Here is a 13,657-nt window from a genome sequence, read left to right as displayed (position 1 = left end):
ACCATGACCAAGATCGGCATCGTGCTCGGCAGCACCCGTCCCGGCCGGGTGGGAGACCAGGTGGCCCGGTGGGTCCACGAGCGTGCGGGCCGGCGCGCCGACGCCGCGTTCGAGCTGGTCGACCTGCGCGACCACCCGCTGCCCCACCTCGAGGAGCCACCGGGCTTTTCGGGCCGGTACGCCGACGAACGCACCCGGGCCTGGGCCGCGGTCGTCGCGTCGTGCGACGGGTTCGTGCTGGTGACGCCGGAGTACAACCACTCCGTTCCCGGCGTGCTCAAGAACGCCATGGACCACGTCCACGTGGAGTGGAACACCAAGGCGGCGGGGTTCGTCTCCTACGGCGGGGTGGGCGGCGCCCGCTCGGTCGAGCAGCTGCGGCTGGTCTGCGGAGCACTGCAGGTGGCCGACGTGGCCCCGCAGGTCACGCTGCCCCTGGCGACCGAGTTCGAGAACCACACGGTCTTCCGGCCGGGGGACTACCAGCTCGCCGCCCTGGACACGCTCCTCGACCACGTCGTCGCCTGGAGCACCGCGCTCGCCCCGCTCCGGCGCGGGGACGCGGAAGCGGCGATCAGGAGCCGGCTCGACGACGTCATCGAAGCGCTCCGGGCCAAGGACCTCGAGGCGCTGCGGCGGGTGTACGCGCCGGACGTCGTGTCCTTCGACGTCGAACCGCCGCTGCAGCACGTCGGGGTCGAAGCGAAGCTGACGAACTGGGCGAAGGTGTTCACGTTCTTCGAGAAGGTGGATTACGAGCTGCGCGACCTGACCATCGCCGTGAGCGGTGACCTCGCCGTCGGGCACGGCTTCGGCCGGGTCAGCGGCACCTTGAAGAACGGGGTGGTGGCGGACGGCATGTGGGTCCGGGCCACGTTCGTCTTCCGGAACGCCGGCGACGGCTGGGTGATCGTCCACGACCAGGCGTCCGTGCCGTTCGACATCGCGACCGGCCGGGGGGTGGCCGACCTCGAGCCCTGAGCGCTCAGGCGCCACCGGGCAGGTCCGCCGGGAGCGCGGAACCGAGCGCGTCGAACAGCGCCGTGGCGAGCACCAGCCCTTCCCGGGCGACCGGGGCAAGCAGGTGCTCGTCCGGTGCGTGCTGCCGGCAGCCCGGATAGGAGTGCGGCAGCCACAACGTCGCCAGCCCGAGGACGTCGGTGAACACGTGGTTCGGCAGGCCGCCGCCGAAGTTGGGCAGCAGCGCGACCGGCCGGTCCGCGACGTCGTTCAACGCGGCCAAAGCCCAGCTCACCCAGGGGTTGCCGACCGGCGTGCGGCTGGCCGGGAAGCCGGCTTCCGTGGTCACGCGGACCATCGGAAACCCTTGGGCGGCAAGGTGTTTCCCGATGACGTCGGCGATCCCGCCGACGTCGGTGCCCGCGACGTACCGCAGCTGCAGCACCGCGCGGGCCCGGCCGGGGATCGCGTTGACCGGGCGGTCGGTGTCGCCCGCGTCGAGCGCCAGTACTTCGAGGGTGTTCCAGCCGTAGAGCCGTTCGGCCGGAGTCAGCCGCCGGTCGCCCCAGGTCTCGTCGAGCACCGGGTCGCCGGGGGTGTTCCCGACGACGACGCCGGCCAGCGCCGCGCGCACGGACTCCGGCAGCTCGGGCGGGAGCAGCTCCGGCACCCGGATGCGGCCGTGGCCGTCGACCAGGCTCGCGATCGCGCCGGCCAGCGTCGTGGCCGGGTTGCGCAGGATGCCGCCCCAGTTGCCGGAGTGGTGCGAGCCCGGGCGCAGGTCGACGTCCAGGTCGATCCGGACGCCGCCGCGCGCGCCGAGGAACAGCGTCGGTGTCGCGGCGTCGAGGCGCGGTCCGTCGGACGCGATCAGGACGTCGGCACGCAGCAGCTCCGGTTCCCGGGCGGCGAACTCGGTCAGCCCCGGTGAGCCGATCTCCTCGCCGGTCTCGAACAGGAACTTCAGGTTGAAGCCGAGCGATCCGCGTTCGGCCAGCACGAGCCGCAACGCCGTGAGGTTGACGAGGTGCTGGCCCTTGTTGTCGGCGGTGCCGCGGCCGTACCAGCGGTCGCCGTCCGCGGTCAGCGTCCACGGATCCCGGCCTTCGCCCCACGGCCCGGCTTCCCCGACGACGTCGGCGTGGCCGTAGCAGAGCAGCGTCGGCAGCTCGGCCGATTCGACGCGGACGCCGACGAGGAACGGGCCGCCCGCCGGATCGGGATTGGCGTGCTGGGTGACTTCGCAGCCGAGGGCGGTCAACGCGGGCGTCAGGACCTCGTCGAGGTAGGCCTGGATCGCGCCGCGGCCTTCGGGGGTGTCGCTGACCGTGCGGTAGGCGACCAGCCCGGCCAGTTCGGCGAAGAGGGCGCCGGAGTCGACGTGGGCGCGGGCCTTGCCGAGCAGTTCCATGACCGCCAGCCTAAAGGCGCTGAACTATACGAACGATCGTGCTACGTTCGGCCCATGAACGTCGAGGGCGTCTACGTGGGAGAACCGAGCGTGCTGGGCTACCGCCGCGAGCGGCCGGTGCTGAGCGGGATCACGAAAGCGCTGGTCACGGCGCCGGAGCTGACCCTGACCGAGCTGAATCTCGCCGGTGACCGGCAGGCCGACCTCACCGTGCACGGCGGGGTCGACAAAGCGGTTTACGTCTACCCGGCCGAGCACTACCCGGCCTGGGCGGCCGACGGCCTCGAGGCCGAGCCCGGCGGCTTCGGCGAAAACGTCTCGCTGACCGGGATCACCGAGGACGACGTCCGGATCGGGGACGTCTGGGCCTGGGGTGACGCGCTGGTGCAGGTCTCGCAGCCGCGGCAGCCGTGCTTCAAGCTGGCCATGAAGACCGGCCGCAAGGACGTCGTGCCGGCGATGATCGACTCGGGGCGCAGCGGCTGGTACCTGCGTGTGCTGCGGCCCGGCACGGTGCCGACGGCCGGCCCGATCGAGGCGGCCGAGCGCGCGGACGGACCGACGATCACCGAGGTGAACCTGATCTCGTTCGCCAACTACGGGCAGCTGCCGCCGGACCGGGTCGAAGCGGCTTTGGACCTCGCCGACCGTTTGCTGGCCACGCCCGCGCTTTCGGCGTCCTACCGGGACGGTGCCCAGTCCACTGTGGACCGATGGCGGGCGCGGCGTGCCGGTTGACGGCCGGATCGCCCGCGGCGACGCGAGCCGGCGCCTGGTGCTGCGCCGGGCGGTGGACGTCGCGTCGGTCGACGGCCTGGCGGGGCTGTCCCTCGGCAGGCTGGCCACCGAGCTGGAGCTGAGCAAGAGCGGGGTGTTCGCGCTGTTCGGCTCCAAGGAGGAGCTGCAGCTCGCGACGATCGACGCCGCTCTGGAGATCTTCCGTTCGCACGTCGTGACCCCGTCGCGGGAGGCGGCACCGGGGCTGCCGCGGCTGCGGGCGGTCTGCGAGAACTGGCTGGCCTACTCGGAAAAGCGTGTTTTCCCCGGCGGGTGCTTCTTCTTCAACGTCGGCGCGGAGTTCGACGCGCGCCCGGGCCGGGTGCACGACGCGGTGGCGGCGGCGAGCGGCTCGTTCGCCGCCTTCATCCGCGAGACGGCGGAGGAAGCGGTCACGCTCGGCCACGTCGACGCGGACGCCGAGCTGCTGGCGTTCGAGCTGCACGCCCTGGGCCGCGCGGCCAACGCGGACGCCGTCCTCAACGGGGGGACCCGGGCGTACGCGCTGGCCAGGCGGGCGATCCGGGCGCGCCTGGCTTCCGTCAGCGGTGCGCCGGGGTCCGGTACGGCCGCAGCGTCGCCGCGGCGATCCGGTCGAGCAGGCGATCGGGAAGGATCCGCGTGAGGCGGGTCAGGAAGGCCGCGTCGCGCCCGACGGTGTAGCGCGTGCGGGGCCGGCGTGCGGTGGCCGCCTCGGCGACGATGGCGCCGGCTTCGTCCGCCGGCATGCCGCGTCCGGTGAACTTCAACGAATGGGTGACGACGGCGTCGACCAGGTCGCCGTACCGCTCCCGGTGGCCGGCGTTCATCTTCCCGGCGAGGTCGTGGGCGGTGGCGGCGCCTCGTCGGCCCATCTCGGTTTTCACGGCACCGGGCTCGACCACGACGACCTGCACCCCGTGCGGGGCGAGTTCACGGCGGAGCGCGTCGCTGACCGCTTCGAGGGCGAATTTCGTTCCGGCGTAAGGACCGTACGTCGCCATGGCGATCTTCCCGCCGACCGAGCTGATGTTCACGATCCGGCCCCGGCTCCGGTGGAGGAACGGCAGCAGTGCCTGGGTGACGGCGACCTGCCCGAACAGGTTGACGTCGAACAGCCGCCGCCACTCGGCCAGCGGGAGGGTTTCGACCGGCGCGTTGACCGAGATGCCCGCGTTGTTGACGAGGACGCGCAGCGGGCGGCGGCCCGGGTCGCCGGCGATGCGGTCGGCGAGGGCCTGGACGTGCTCGGGGCGCGTGATGTCGAGGATCACCGGCTCGATGCCGCCGGCCCGGATCGCGTCTCCGTCGCTTTCCCGGCGGACGCCGGCGAGGACGTGGTGGCCGCGCGAGGCGAGCTGACGGGCTGTTGCGGCGCCCAGACCCGTCGAGGCACCGGTGACGACCACGAGCCCGAGTTCATGTGACAGTGTCATATCAACCAGTGTGGCGAGCTCATGTGACACTGTCAACTACGATCGGCGGCATGGTGACGCGAGCCGAAGCGGCAGCAGCGACCCGGAGCGCCCTGGTGCGGGCCGCGTCCGAGCTGCTCGACGAAGGAGGGCCGGACGCGGTGACGCTCCGCGCGGTGGGCGCCCGTGCGGGAGTCTCGCGGGGCGCGCCCTACGGGCACTTCGAGGACAAGGCGCACCTGCTGACCGAGCTCGCCGTGAACGCCTGGAACTCGGTGGCGGACGAAGTGGAGCGGGTGCGGGCCGACCCGGAGGCCACCGCGGGCGGACGGCTCGAGTGCGGCCTGTTGGCGCTCATCGAGCTCGGCCGGCGGCAACCGCACCGGTACGCGCTGATGTTCAGCACCCCGGTCGCCGGCGACCCGGAGGCCGCCGCGGCCGCGAGCCGCTTGGAGAACCAGTACCTCGCCCTGGTCGCCGACCTGGTCGGCGAAGCCGACGCCCGGCGCTACGGCGCCCTGCTGATGTCGAGCGCGCACGGGATCGCCGGCCTGGAGCTCAGCGGTCACCTGGCGAAGGAGAAGTGGGAGGTCGGCGGCGAGCAGCTCGTCCGCATGCTGGTCGACGCGATCCGCGCCGGCGCCGCCGAAAAGCCGTGAAGGCCGCCTGGCGGAACCGCCAGGCGGCCTGCACGGATCAGGACTACTTCCAGTCGACCTGCGGGGAGCGGTAGAAGTCGATGTCCTGCGCGGTCCAGCGCGGGGCCTGCTTCGCCAGCCGCGCCCGGTAGGCGTCCCAGTTGTGCGACGCCCTGGGTGACCAGCCGATCTCCGCGATCCCCAGCAGCCGGGGGAACGCCATGTATTCGATGTCGTCGGAGGTCCGGATCGTCTCGGTCCACAGCGGAGCCTCGACGCCTGCCACCTGGTTCTCGCCGACGCCCTCGACGAGCGTCGCCGGGTCCCAGTCGTACGCGTCGCGCACCTCGACCAGCGCCGCCCAGTCCTGGCCCAGCGGCGTCGACTCGTTGTACTTCATGTCCAGGTACGCGTAGTTCGCCGGCGACATGAGGATCTTGTTGCCGCGCGCCGCCGCGGCCGCGACGTCCGGTGCGGCACCACCGAAGTCCCAGTACTGCGGGACCGCCGACACCGGCGGGTTCGACTTGGCGATCTCGTGCCAGCCGGTGACCTTTTTGCCGTACTCGGCGACGATCGGCTGCACCTTCCGCTCGAAGGTCAGGTAGTCCGCGGGCGGCGTCGAGTGCGCTTCGTCGCCCCCGATGTGCAGGTACGGGCCGGGCGTGATCGCCGCCAGCTCGCGGACGACGTCCTCGACGAACTTGTACGTGATCGGCGAGGAGATGCACAGCGAGCTGTAGCCGACCTCGGTGTCCGTACGCACCGGGACGGCCTTCCCGTCGCAGTTCAGTTCCGCGTACGTCGACTGCGCCGCGTTCGTGTGGCCCGGCATGTCGATCTCCGGGATCACCGTGATGTGCCGCGAAGCCGCGTACGCGACGATGTCCTTGTACTGCTTCTGCGTGTAGTAGCCGCCCGGATCGCCATCGACCGCGGTCTTGCCGCCGACCGTCGCCAGCTTCGGCCAGCTCTTGATTTCGATGCGCCAGCCCTGGTCGTCGGCCAGGTGCAGGTGCAGCGTGTTGACCTTGTACTGGGCGATCTGGTCGATGTACAGCTTGACCTGGTCCGGCCGGAAGAAGTGCCGGGCGACGTCGAGCATCGCGCCGCGCTCGGCGAACCGCGGGTAGTCGAGGATGGTGCCGCCGGCGACGGTCCACGTCCGGTGCTGCACGCGCTTCGCCTCGATCGCCGACGGCAGCAGCTGCCGCAGCGACTGCACGCCTTCGAAGAGCCCGTCGGCGGTGTTGGCGCGCAGGGTGACGCCGTCGCGTGCGACCTTCAGCTCGTAACCCTCGGTGCCGAGGCGGGGATCGTGGCCCAGCTTCAGCGAGATCGCGGGCAGGACATGAGCGTGCGGCACGACCGGCAGCGGGTAGCCGGTGGCCGGGCGGAGCAGGCCGCGCAGGTAGTCCGCCACCTGGCCCGCGCCGCGGTCGGCGCTGATCACGGTGAACGGCGTCAGCTTGAAGTCGCCGCGAGGATCGGCCTTCGCCGAGACGGGCGCCGGGACGACGTCGGTCACGCTCCGTTCGGGAGTGGCCGTCGCGGCGGCCGCGGAGGCGGGCAGGCCGACCGCCGTGAGACTCACGACAGCCGCGGTCAGGACGGCTCTGGACAAGCGCATCGGGCACCTCCGGTCGGGGACTTCCTCAAAGGTATAGACCAGCCCGAGCATTCGGCACAATACTTAACGAAGGCTCGCCTTCAGTTGCGCAGGGCGGAGCGGATGGCGTCCAGCACGCTCGGGTCCTCGATCGTGGAGGGCACCGCCTCGTCGCGGCCGTCCGCGATCGCGCGCATCGTCTTGCGGAGGATCTTGCCCGACCGCGTCTTCGGCAGTGCGTCCACAATGGACACGTCGCGGAACGCGGCGACCGGGCCGATGTCCCGGCGGACCATGGCCACGAGCTCGTCGCGCAGCTCCTCCGCGGCGACGTCCGCGCCCGCCTTCAGCACCACGAACCCGCGTGGCAGCTGGCCCTTGAGCTGGTCGGCCACGCCGATCACGGCGCACTCGGCGACCGCCGGGTGCGCGGCGAGCACGGCCTCCATCGACCCGGTGGACAGCCGGTGCCCGGCGACGTTGATGACGTCGTCGGTCCGGCCCATGACGAACAGGTAGCCGTCTTCGTCGAAGTAGCCGGAGTCGCCGGTCAGGTAGTGGCCCTCGTAGCGGGAGAGGTAGGCCTCGCGGTACCGCTCGTCGTCGCCCCAGAGCGTCGGCAGCGATCCCGGCGGCAGCGGCAGCTTCACCGTGATGGCGCCTTCGCGCCCGGCCGGCAGATCCTCGCCCTCCTGGCCGAGGATCCGGACGTCCCAGCCGGGGACCGGCTTGGTCGCCGACCCGGCCTTGACGTCCATCGGCTCCAGGCCGCGCGGGTTGGCCGCGATCGGCCAGCCGGTCTCGGTCTGCCACCAGTGGTCGACCACCGGCACGCCGAGCTTCTCGTGCGCCCAGTGGTAGGTCTCCGGGTCGAGCCGCTCGCCGGCCATGAACAGCGTCCGGAACTGTTTGAGCTCGTACTTCTCCAGCTCACGGGCGTCCGGGTCGACCTTCTTGACGGCCCGCAGCGCGGTCGGCGCGGTGAACAGCGCTCGGACGCCGTGCTCGGCGATGACGCGCCAGAACGCGCCCGCGTCAGGCGTGCCGACGGGCTTGCCCTCGTACATGACCGTCGTCGCGCCGACCAGCAGCGGCGCGTACACGATGTAGGAGTGCCCGACGACCCAGCCGACGTCGGACGCGGTCCACCAGACGTCGCCGGCGTGGACGTCGTAGACCGCCTCCATCGAATAGGCGAGCGCGACGGCGTGGCCGCCGGTGTCGCGGACAACGCCCTTCGGCTTCCCGGTCGTCCCGGACGTGTAGAGGATGTACAGCGGATCGGTGGCCGCGACCGGCACCGGGTCGGCGGGGTCCGCGCCCACCGCGAGCTCCCGCCAGTCGAGGTCGCGCCCGCTCAGCACGGCCGGCGCCTGCTCGCGCTGCAGCACGACGACGTGGTCCGGCTGGTGCTCGGTCAGCGCGAGCGCGGCTTCGATAATCGGCTGGTACTCGACCACCCGCGTCGGCTCGATGCCGCAGGAGGCCGCGAGGATCACCTTCGGCTTCGCGTCCTCGATCCGCGCGGCCAGTTCCTTCGGCGCGAAACCGCCGAAGACCACCGAGTGCACGGCGCCGATCCGCGCGCAGGCCAGCATCGCGATCGCGGCCTCCGGCACCATCGGCAGGTAGACGATCACCCGGTCGCCCTTCGTGACCCCCAGCGAGCTCAGCGCTCCGGCGAAGCGCGCAACCGTGTCCCGCAGCTCCTCGTAGGTGTAGGTGCGTTGCCGTCCGGTCACGGGAGAGTCCCAGATCAGCGCGGCCTGGCCGCCGCGTCCGGCCTCGACGTGGCGGTCCAGTGCGTTGTAGGAGGTGTTCAGCTCGGCGTCCGGGAACCAGCGGTAGAAGGGCGCGTTCGAGTCGTCCAAGGCCCGCCGCGGGGCCTTCGTCCAGCTGATCGACTCGGCCGCGGCCAGCCAGAACGCGTCCGGTTCGGCCAGGCTGCGCCGGTAGGCTTCGGAGTACGCGCCCATGCCCCGCTCCTTCACGTCGAACATCCCGCCTGATCCCCATCATGGCCCGGTGACCGCGGCCGTGCCGGATACCCGGCCGGGGAGACCCGGCAACCTCGGCGGCCCCGGGAGCGTCCTAAGCTGGACCGCGGGGAAATGCCGCGTGACGGTACGAAGTGAACACGGACAGTGAGGGGAGCCCGGCGGTGAACGGACTCGCGAGCGCGTTGCTCTCGCTAGCCCATTCCTTGTTCGGCCCGGGTTTCTGCCCCGGCGAATGGGTCTGGGCCACGAGTGCGGCCGGCGCGCTCGTCGCGCTGCTTCCGCCGATCGGCGCGGTCGCCGTGTCGATCATCCGGAAGGGCACCGGCAACCGCTACGACGCGACGACGCTGGGTGTCTTCGGCGCGATCGGCCTGTTCAGCGCGCTGGTGCTGCCGTGGCTGCTGTCGAACGGCGTGTCGGGGGTCTACCGGGCGGCGTTTCGCGGCGACGAGACCGGCCTGAGCCGGACGGAACTGGACTCGCTCGGCAGTGACGGCGGCTGCTGGGTGGGCAGCCAGAGGAAGTACCTGGGCGGCGGCCAGACGGTCTACGACGTGCTGTTCGCCAAGAACGGCAGTGACCTCCCGTACTTCGTGTACCTGCTGGCCTTCGTCGTGCTGGGCGCCGGCTCGCTGTTCTTCGTCATGCTGCAGGGCCGCACGGCCTTCCGCCGCGGCCCGAAGTGGCCGTCGCGGTTCTTCTGGATTCCGTTCGCCGCGATGCTGGTGTTCAGCGTCGGCATGGAGGCGAACACCGCGCTGCACTTCTTCCTCGGCTTCCTGCCGTTCAGCGTGCTGGGCCTGATCCCGGTGGCGATGGTCGGGCCGCCGCCGTGGTCGGTGATCAACCGGTCGGACCGGTCGGACGAGCCGCCACGCCGCCAGGAGCCGCAGGGGCCGCCGCCGTCGCAGGTCCAGCCGCGCCCCACCCCGCCGCCTCCGCCGCCGCCGCCGATCAACCGGCCGTACCCGAAGACCGCGCTGGCCTCCGCGCCCGAGCCGCCGTCCCCGCCGATGGGCGCGCTGGCCGCGGCGCCGGGCCCGATCCCGCCGCCGCCCGGCTCCCGCAACGCCGGCGGCAGCCGCTACCGCCGGGTCAAGCAGCTCGGCGCGGGCGGGTTCGGCACGGTCTGGCAGGCCGTCGACACCCAGCTGAACCGCACGGTCGCGCTGAAGATCGCGCACGCGCCGGACCGCGACACGGCCGAGCGCATGCAGCGCGAGGCCCGCGCGCTGGCCGTGGTCAGCCACCCGAACTGCGTCAAGGTGTACGACCTGGCCGAGGAGCCGGACGGCCTGGCGCTGGTGATGGAGTTCCTCGAAGGCCGTCCGCTGGCCGAGCTCGTCGACGGGCAGGGCCCGCTCGACGACGTCGCCGCGGGCCGGCTGTGGGCGACGATGGCGGGCGCGCTCGCCGCGGCGCACGAGAAGGGCGTCCTGCACCGCGACATCAAGCCGTCGAACATCGTCCTCGACCCGAGCGGCTTGGCCCACCTGATCGACTTCGGCATCGCCCGCAGTCAGGGCGACTCCAAGATGACGGCCACCGGGATGATGATCGGCACGCCCGACTTCGTCGCCCCGGAGCAGGCGATGGGGGCGACGGCGTCGCCGGCGTCGGACGCCTGGCAGCTGGCCGCAACGATCAGCTACGCGCTGTCCGGCCAGCCGCCGCGCGGCACTCGCGAGACGCCGATGGCCGCGCTGATGGCCGCGGCCCGCGCCGAACCGGTCTCCCGGCTGCCGCAGCGCAGCGCGCACGCCCGGCTGCTGGCGGCGTCCCTGGACCCCGAGCCGCGCCGGCGGCCGACGCTGACCGCGGTGCGCCGCGAGGTCGAGGGCTGGCTGTCGCGGGCGGGCAAGTCCGCGGACGGCCCGGTGACCCGGGTGGTGCCCCGCCAGCACCACCGCTAGCCGGGCTTGACGGCCGAGAAGTCCACCCGCTCCTTCGGCCGCGCCTTCACCTTCACCTGCTCGAAGCCGGCCTCGGCGAGGCGGCCGGGCAGGCTGACGGCGTCGATCACGTTCATCGTGTCGCCGATGTGCAGCAGCCGGAAGCGGAAGCTGAGCTGGCTGTCGGTGCCGCAGAACTTCCCGCCCGGACGCAGCACGCGGGCGGCTTCGGCGAAGATCGCGTCCTGCAGCACAGGTGTCGGGACGTGGTGCAGCATCGTGAAGCAGACGACGGCGGAGAAGCGCCCGGCGTCGAACGGCATTTCCGCGCCGCTGCCCTCGTGGACGTCGGCGCGGTCGCCGAACTTCGCCCGCAGCAGCTCGGTCGACGCCGGATCGATCTCCAGGACGGTCAGCTTCGGCACGACGTCGAGCAGCACCTTCGTGGTGGCGCCGAAGCCGGGGCCGATCTCGAGGACGTCGTCGCCGAGGTCGTGCCGGGCCAGCCACGGCTTCAGGCGTTCTTCGACGGTGTCCGCCCACTTGGCGGAGCTGCAGATCTTGCGGTGGATCAGGTTCATCGGCATGGCTTCGACGCTAGGGAGCCGCTCCGGTGACCGGTAGCCGATACGCTGTCAACCGATGTCGCCAAACGGCCAATCCGGGGCCATGCTGCTCGGCGCGTTCGACCTGCCCGCCGGCACGTGGTTCCCGTGGCACGAGCACCCGGCGCACCAGCTGGTCTGGTCGGCCCGCGGGGTCGTCGCGGTCAAGGCGGGGGACGCGGCCTGGGTGCTGCCGCCGACGCGCGCCCTCTGGGTGCCGGCCGGCGTCCGGCACCGCACGGGCGCGCTCGGGCGGGCGGCGCTGCGCGGCATCTACGCCGACCCGGCGCGGTCCCCGGTGTCGTGGCCGCGGCCGCGGATGGTCGCCGTCCGGCCGTTGCTGCGGGAGCTGCTGGAGTACCTGACCGGTGACAGCGTCGCGCCACCGGCCCGGCTGCGCGCCGAAGCCGTGGCCTTCGACCTGCTCGAACCGCTGGACGTGGTGCCGATCGTGGTGCCCTCACCCGTCGATCCGCGCGCCCACGACGTGGCGGCGGCGGTGCTCGCGAACCCGGCGGACCCCCGGACCCTCGCGGAGTTCGGCCGTGACGTCGGTGCCGCGGATCGCACGCTGGCGCGGATCTTCGTCCGCGAGTGCCGGATGCCGTTCGGGACGTGGCGCACGCAGGTACGGCTGCGTGCGTCGCTGCCGCTGCTGGCCCAGGGCGCGCCGCTGGAGACGGTGGCCTACCGCGTCGGGTACAGCTCGGCGAGCGCGTTCGTCGCGGCCTTCCGGCGGGCCGTCGGCGTCACGCCGGGTGCGTACTTCGCGGGCTGACTCCGCTTACCGCCAGGAGGGCAGCCAGCGCTCGGCTTCCCACTGGCCGTTCGTGATCGCGATGCCGTTCAGGATCGGCCACAGCCAGGCGAAGTTCGCCACCACCAGCCCGACGTACAGCGACACGACGAGCAGGCCCGTGCCGCGTCTCTCGAAGCCGCGCCGGGCGCTGCCGAGGATCTGGCCGAGGCACAACGTCAGCCCGAGCGCCAGGAACGCCGCCAGCGGGGTCGCGTAGAAGAAGTACATCTGGCGGTCGATGTTGGTGAACCAGAAGACGTACCCGCCGAGGTAGCCGACCAGCACGGCCGCGTAGCGCCAGTCCGCGCGGAAGATCGAGCGCCACGCCGCCCAGCCGAGCATCGGGATGGCCAGCCACCACATCGCCGGGGTGCCGACCAGCATCGTCGCACTGATGCAGCGGGCCTCGCCGCAGCCGGTGACCTCGCCGTTGTAGCTGTACAGCATCGGGCGCAGCCCCATCGGCCACGTCCACGGCTTCGACTCCCACGGGTGCGGGTTGTCCTTGGGCGTGACCAGCGTTTCGTGGAAGTGCAGGACGTTGCCCATGTAGTCGCCGAGCGAACGCAGCGCCGGCGGCATCCACGACCAGAAGCCCGGGTCGATGTCCTTGATCTCGGTGTAGTGCCGGTCGGTGGCGGTTTCGCTGGCGAACCAGGCCCAGTACGCGGCGAAGTACATCAGGAACGGAATGACCAGGATCGCCCACAGCGCCGGCAGCACGTCCCGGCGGATGGTGCCCAGCCAGGGCCGTTCGACGCCGGCCGCGCGCCGCGCCGCGACGTCGAAGCCGACGCAGAGCAGCCCGAACGCGACGATGTAGTACAGCGCCGACCACTTGACGCCGAAGGTGAGCCCGATCATCAGCCCGGTCGCGAACCGCCACCAGCGGAACCCGAGCTTGGGGCCCCACACCGACTCGTTGACCCAGCCTTCGCGGACCGCCGTCGCGAGCCGTTCGCGGACCTGGTCGCGGTCGGCGAGCAGGCAGGCGAACGCGGCGAGCACGAACAGCGCGATGAAGATGTCGAGCATGCCCATGCGCGACTGCAGGTGGAGTACACCGTCGCTGATCACCAGGATGCCGGCGATGCCGCCGAGCAGCGTCGAGCGGGTCAGGCGGCGGGCGATGCGGATGGTCAGCAGCACCATCAGCGTGCCGGCCAGCGCGGGCATGATGCGCCAGCCCCAGCCGTTGTAGCCGAACAGCCACTCGCCGATCGCGATCAGCTGCTTCGCCAGCGGCGGGTGGACGACCAGTTCGTAGCCGTAGTTGTCCTCGTAGCCGCCGTTGCGCAGCACCTGCCAGGCCTGCGGCACGTAGTGCTTCTCGTCGAAGACCGGGCTGCCCTTGTCGGTCGGGTCGCCGAGGTTCTGCAGGCGGACGATGCCGCCGATCACGGTCAGCACGATGGTGACGACCCAGCCGCGCAGCCGGTCGGCCGGCATGCCGCGGCCGAGCAGGGTCAGCTCGCGGTCGGAGGGCGGCCGGAGCGCCTCGACCGGGTCCGGCCGGACGCTTTCGTCGTCGGGACGGGTCAGCACGGCGGTCACGGGGCGATCCTACGGGCG

At 72.0% G+C, this 13,657-nt stretch carries 12 protein-coding genes; 6 read left to right on the top strand and 6 right to left on the bottom strand.

Annotated features, from left to right (window positions below; all coding sequences use genetic code 11):
• Positions 1-3: 3 nt before the first annotated feature.
• Entirely contained in the window at positions 4-981 is a 978-nt protein-coding gene (locus tag AB0M80_RS23785) for an NAD(P)H-dependent oxidoreductase (protein ID WP_364568671.1), read from the top strand.
• Positions 982-985: 4 nt separating this feature from the next.
• On the opposite strand, the gene AB0M80_RS23780 is transcribed toward AB0M80_RS23785, so the two are convergent.
• On the bottom strand, positions 986-2,371 hold the full coding sequence (locus tag AB0M80_RS23780; protein ID WP_364568668.1) for a M20 family metallopeptidase: 1,386 nt from the start codon (positions 2,369-2,371) through the stop codon (positions 986-988).
• Positions 2,372-2,425: 54 nt separating this feature from the next.
• Here AB0M80_RS23780 and AB0M80_RS23775 point away from each other — a divergent pair, with 54 nt between their 5' ends.
• Together AB0M80_RS23775 and AB0M80_RS23770 are read left to right on the top strand one after the other, a co-directional pair.
• A complete protein-coding gene (locus tag AB0M80_RS23775; RefSeq protein WP_364568665.1) occupies positions 2,426-3,109 on the top strand; it encodes an MOSC domain-containing protein in 684 nt (227 codons plus the stop codon).
• Positions 3,099-3,773, top strand: a complete 675-nt coding sequence (locus tag AB0M80_RS23770; protein ID WP_364568663.1) for a TetR/AcrR family transcriptional regulator — start codon at positions 3,099-3,101, stop codon at positions 3,771-3,773. Before AB0M80_RS23775 ends, AB0M80_RS23770 begins: the two co-directional genes overlap by 11 nt.
• Here AB0M80_RS23770 and AB0M80_RS23765 read toward each other — a convergent pair.
• Positions 3,691-4,563 (bottom strand): SDR family NAD(P)-dependent oxidoreductase, encoded by an 873-nt coding sequence (locus AB0M80_RS23765; RefSeq protein ID WP_364568660.1) that lies wholly within the window; start codon positions 4,561-4,563, stop codon positions 3,691-3,693. The genes AB0M80_RS23770 and AB0M80_RS23765 overlap by 83 nt on opposite strands.
• Before the next feature lie 50 nt (positions 4,564-4,613).
• Between AB0M80_RS23765 and AB0M80_RS23760 the strand changes: the two genes are divergently transcribed.
• Positions 4,614-5,201 (top strand): TetR/AcrR family transcriptional regulator, encoded by a 588-nt coding sequence (locus AB0M80_RS23760; protein WP_364568658.1) that lies wholly within the window; start codon positions 4,614-4,616, stop codon positions 5,199-5,201.
• Between the two features lie 43 nt (positions 5,202-5,244).
• Here the strand turns inward: AB0M80_RS23760 and AB0M80_RS23755 are convergent, their stop codons facing one another.
• Both AB0M80_RS23755 and AB0M80_RS23750 read right to left on the bottom strand, forming a co-directional pair.
• Positions 5,245-6,810: a beta-N-acetylhexosaminidase gene (locus AB0M80_RS23755; protein ID WP_364568655.1), complete on the bottom strand. Its 1,566-nt coding sequence runs from the start codon at positions 6,808-6,810 to the stop codon at positions 5,245-5,247.
• An 80-nt stretch (positions 6,811-6,890) separates the two neighbouring features.
• On the bottom strand, positions 6,891-8,765 hold the full coding sequence (locus AB0M80_RS23750) for a propionyl-CoA synthetase (protein ID WP_364569414.1): 1,875 nt from the start codon (positions 8,763-8,765) through the stop codon (positions 6,891-6,893).
• A 185-nt stretch (positions 8,766-8,950) separates the two neighbouring features.
• Here AB0M80_RS23750 and AB0M80_RS23745 point away from each other — a divergent pair, with 185 nt between their 5' ends.
• The gene (locus tag AB0M80_RS23745) at positions 8,951-10,702 is read left to right on the top strand and encodes a serine/threonine-protein kinase (RefSeq protein ID WP_364568652.1); all 1,752 of its coding nucleotides are present in this window, start codon (positions 8,951-8,953) and stop codon (positions 10,700-10,702) included.
• Here AB0M80_RS23745 and AB0M80_RS23740 read toward each other — a convergent pair.
• Positions 10,699-11,268 carry a class I SAM-dependent methyltransferase gene (locus AB0M80_RS23740; protein ID WP_364568649.1) on the bottom strand — a complete coding sequence of 190 codons (570 nt, stop codon included), beginning with the start codon at positions 11,266-11,268 and terminating at the stop codon, positions 10,699-10,701. The two genes, AB0M80_RS23745 and AB0M80_RS23740, sit on opposite strands and share 4 nt — an antisense overlap.
• 82 nt (positions 11,269-11,350) lie before the next feature.
• On the opposite strand from AB0M80_RS23740, the gene AB0M80_RS23735 reads away from it, so the two are divergent.
• A complete protein-coding gene (locus AB0M80_RS23735; RefSeq protein ID WP_364569411.1) occupies positions 11,351-12,064 on the top strand; it encodes a helix-turn-helix transcriptional regulator in 714 nt (237 codons plus the stop codon).
• A 6-nt stretch (positions 12,065-12,070) separates the two neighbouring features.
• Here the strand turns inward: AB0M80_RS23735 and AB0M80_RS23730 are convergent, their stop codons facing one another.
• A complete protein-coding gene (locus AB0M80_RS23730) occupies positions 12,071-13,639 on the bottom strand; it encodes a phospholipid carrier-dependent glycosyltransferase (protein ID WP_364568646.1) in 1,569 nt (522 codons plus the stop codon).
• Positions 13,640-13,657: the final 18 nt, after the last annotated feature.

The sequence above is a fragment of the Amycolatopsis sp. NPDC051045 genome, from assembly GCF_040682955.1.
Taxonomy (GTDB): domain Bacteria; phylum Actinomycetota; class Actinomycetes; order Mycobacteriales; family Pseudonocardiaceae; genus Amycolatopsis.
The sequence above is the reverse complement of the archived record's forward strand: the minus strand, read 5'-3'. Positions and strand labels throughout refer to the sequence as shown.

Coding starts and splice junctions, on each gene's coding strand:
- AB0M80_RS23780 (WP_364568668.1), bottom strand. CDS start 2,371: ATGGAACTGCTCGGCAAGGCCCGCGCCCACGTCGACTCCGGCGCCCTC.
- AB0M80_RS23765 (WP_364568660.1), bottom strand. CDS start 4,563: ATGACACTGTCACATGAACTCGGGCTCGTGGTCGTCACCGGTGCCTCG.
- AB0M80_RS23750 (WP_364569414.1), bottom strand. CDS start 8,765: ATGGGCGCGTACTCCGAAGCCTACCGGCGCAGCCTGGCCGAACCGGAC.
- AB0M80_RS23785 (WP_364568671.1), top strand. CDS start 4: ATGACCAAGATCGGCATCGTGCTCGGCAGCACCCGTCCCGGCCGGGTG.
- AB0M80_RS23755 (WP_364568655.1), bottom strand. CDS start 6,810: ATGCGCTTGTCCAGAGCCGTCCTGACCGCGGCTGTCGTGAGTCTCACG.
- AB0M80_RS23735 (WP_364569411.1), top strand. CDS start 11,351: ATGCTGCTCGGCGCGTTCGACCTGCCCGCCGGCACGTGGTTCCCGTGG.
- AB0M80_RS23760 (WP_364568658.1), top strand. CDS start 4,614: ATGGTGACGCGAGCCGAAGCGGCAGCAGCGACCCGGAGCGCCCTGGTG.
- AB0M80_RS23740 (WP_364568649.1), bottom strand. CDS start 11,268: ATGCCGATGAACCTGATCCACCGCAAGATCTGCAGCTCCGCCAAGTGG.
- AB0M80_RS23775 (WP_364568665.1), top strand. CDS start 2,426: ATGAACGTCGAGGGCGTCTACGTGGGAGAACCGAGCGTGCTGGGCTAC.